Consider the following 3055-nt stretch of genomic DNA (forward strand, 5'->3'; position numbering starts at 1 on the left):
GGGAACGCACCGCTCGGCGGGCGCGGTCGATCTGCTGGTCGCCGCGACCGCCGAGCTCCAGGGCCTCACCGTGCTCCACTACGACGACGACTTCGAGACCATCGCGTCGGTCACAGGGCAGCGGACCCAGTGGCTGATGGCGCCGGGCACCCTCTGACCGGTCATCCGCCGTACGGACGGCGGGCGTTGCCGCGTTCGCTCGCACCCCGGGGTGGCGTCCGCGATCCAGACTCCGTCGCCGCAGGGCCAAGTACGCCGGAGCGGCGCGGGCGGTGCGCCGGAAGGTTTCTCCCATTGTGAAGACGGGGTGAAGATCCTGTGATAACAATTCAGTTCAACGGGTGAACTTCTCGCCTGTGCAGCGTTTTGTGAATGACATCCTTGGGGGGATCTCTTCGTGCGTACCCTGCGCCTTCGCGCCGCCCTGCCCGCTCTCGCCGGCGCGGCCCTGCTCACCGGCACCCTCATGAGCACCCCGGCCCAGGCGGCCGGCACCGTCCAGATCCACCGGGTGTACTTCGACAGCCCTGGTAGGGACACCCGGTCCAACTCCAGCCTCAACGGCGAGTGGGTCCAGCTCAGGAACACCAGCCGCTCGGCGGTCTCACTGCGGGGCTGGATTCTGAAGGACGCCTCGAACCACAGGTACTCCTTCCCGAACGTCAAGCTCGGCGCCGGGAAGTACCTGAAGGTCCACACCGGCAGCGGCCGCGACACCACCTCGGACACGTACCAGGGCCGCCGTGCCTACGTCTGGAACAACACCAGCGACACGGCGACCCTGACCAAGTCGAACGGCTCCAGGGTCGACACCTGCTCGTGGACGACCCGGAACGGCAGCGACACGTACTGCTAGCGGCTAACTCCCGTAGGGGCGGCGGGCGTTGACGCGCTCGCTCGCTCCCGGTGACGCGTCCGCGATCCAGACGCCGTCGCCCGAGGGGTCGAGGATGCCCTCCTCCAGCCAGTCGTAGGCGCCGCCGAGGACGCCCTTGACCACCCTGCGGTCGACGTCGTCGGTGTTGTGCCACAGGCGGGCGAACAGCTCGTCCACGCGGACGCGGGCCTGGCGGCAGAAGGCGTCGGCGAGCTGGTACGCCTCGCGGCCGTGCTCGCCCTCGCGCCGCAGCCGCTCGGCCCGTACGCAGGCCGCGCTCATGGCGAACAGCTCGGCGCCGATGTCCACGATCCGGCCGAGGAAGCCCTGCCTGGTCTCCATCCGGCCCTGCCAGCGGGACATCCCGTAGAAGGTCGCGCGGGCCAGCTTGCGGGCGTGCCGCTCGACGAACCGGAGGTGCCCGGACAGGTCGATGCCGTGCTTGAACTCGGCGTACGAGGACGGGAGCTGTCCCGGACCCGCGACCAGTCTCGGCAGCCACTTGGCGTAGAAGACGCCCGCGCCCGCGCCGGCCTTCGCCTTCTCCGGGAGGGACTTCTCGGGGTCGATGAGGTCACCGGCGACCGAGAGGTGGGCGTCGACGGCCTCGCGCGCGATCAGCAGGTGCATGATCTCGGTGGAGCCCTCGAAGATGCGGTTGATCCGCAGGTCGCGCAGCATCTGCTCGGCCGGTACGGCACGCTCGCCGCGCGCTCCGAGCGACTCGGCGGTCTCGTAGCCCCGGCCGCCCCGGATCTGGACCAGCTCGTCCGCCATCAGCCAGGCCATCTCCGAGCCGTACAGCTTGGCGAGGGCGGCCTCGATGCGGATGTCGTTGCGGTCCTCGTCGGCCATCTGGGAGGCGAGGTCGACGACGGCCTCCAGCGCGAAGGTGGTCGCCGCGATGAAGCTGATCTTGGAGCCGACTGCCTCGTGCAGCGCGACCGGCTTGCCCCACTGCTCACGCTCGGCCGCCCACTGGCGGGCGATCTTCAGACACCACTTGCCCGCGCCGGCGCACATCGCGGGCAGCGACAGCCGGCCGGTGTTGAGGGTGGTGAGCGCGATCTTCAGACCGGCGCCCTCGGGGCCGATCCGGTTGGCGGCCGGGACCCGCACCCGGTGGAAGCGGGTGACGCCGTTCTCGATGCCGCGCAGGCCCATGAAGGCGTTGCGGTGCTCCACCGTGATGCCCTCGGCGTCGGCCTCCACCACGAACGCGGTGATGCCGCCGGGGTGCCCCTCGGACTTGGGCACCCGTGCCATGACCACCAGGAGGTCGGCGACGACGCCGTTGGTGGTCCACAGCTTCACGCCGTCCAGGACGTACTGGTCACCCTCGGGGACGGCCAGGGTGGCGAGCCGCGCCGGGTCCGAGCCGACGTCCGGCTCGGTGAGCAGGAAGGCGGAGATCGCCGTGGTGGCGCAGCGGGGCAGGAAGGCGTCCTTCTGCTCCTGGGTGCCGAACATCTTCAGCGGCTGCGGTACGCCGATCGACTGGTGGGCGGAGAGCAGCGCGCCGACGGCGGGGCTGACCGAGCCGACCAGGGCGAGGGCCTTGTTGTAGTACAGCTGGGAGAGGCCGAGGCCGCCGTACTTGGTGTCGATCTTCATGCCGAGGGCGCCGAGCCGCTTCAGCCCGGCCACCACCTCGTCGGGGATACGGGCCTCGCGCTCGATGCGGGCCGCGTCGATCCCGCTCTCGCAGAAGGCGCGCAGCTCGGCGAGGAAGGTCTCGCCACGCCGGACGCTCTCGGCGTCGGGGAGCGGGTGGGGGTGGATGAGGTCGAGCCGGAAGCGCCCGAGGAACAGCTCCTTGGCGAAGCTGGGCTTGCGCCAGTTCTGCTCCCGGGCGGCCTCCGCCACCTGTCGGGCCTCACGCTCGGAGACGTTGGTGCGTTGAGTGGTGGGAGCGGACATCAGGGCTCACCTCGCCACGAAGAGGGGTGTCGGGGACCGATCACCACGGACCGGTGCTACCGGATCAGTGGTACCCGAATCCGGGTGCTCCCACCAGTCGTCGCGGGCCATTGGGCTGAGACCCCCGGGCGGCGGTGCGCCGGGCCGGGACGGCGGGCCGCGGGGTGCCGCGGCGGCCGGGGACGGCGTACGCCCCGCCCACCGGCAGTCCGCCGCCGGTCAGGTCGCCGTGAAACGGAACGGCCGGAGCCCCCGCAC

4 protein-coding genes are annotated in these 3055 nt (G+C 71.0%); 2 read left to right on the forward strand and 2 right to left on the reverse strand.

Going from position 1 to position 3055, the window contains the following annotated elements; all coding sequences use genetic code 11:
- Window positions 1-157: PIN domain-containing protein (locus ACFWN1_RS32545; protein ID WP_384370142.1), on the forward strand; the 157-nt coding region annotated here is incomplete at its 5' end.
- A gap of 240 nt (window positions 158-397) precedes the next feature.
- Window positions 398-856, forward strand: coding sequence for a lamin tail domain-containing protein (locus ACFWN1_RS32550; RefSeq protein WP_384370133.1), 459 nt, complete (start codon window positions 398-400; stop codon window positions 854-856).
- A gap of 3 nt (window positions 857-859) precedes the next feature.
- Here ACFWN1_RS32550 and ACFWN1_RS32555 read toward each other — a convergent pair whose 3' ends face one another.
- Both ACFWN1_RS32555 and ACFWN1_RS32560 read right to left on the reverse strand, forming a co-directional pair.
- Window positions 860-2797 (reverse strand): acyl-CoA dehydrogenase family protein, encoded by a 1938-nt coding sequence (locus tag ACFWN1_RS32555; RefSeq protein ID WP_384370136.1) that lies wholly within the window; start codon window positions 2795-2797, stop codon window positions 860-862.
- Between the two features lie 64 nt (window positions 2798-2861).
- The coding region (locus tag ACFWN1_RS32560; RefSeq protein WP_384370139.1) for a hypothetical protein at window positions 2862-3055 on the reverse strand (194 nt) is incomplete at its 5' end.

The sequence above is a fragment of the Streptomyces sp. NPDC058459 genome (assembly GCF_042721685.1).
Classification (GTDB): Bacteria; Actinomycetota; Actinomycetes; order Streptomycetales; family Streptomycetaceae; genus Streptomyces.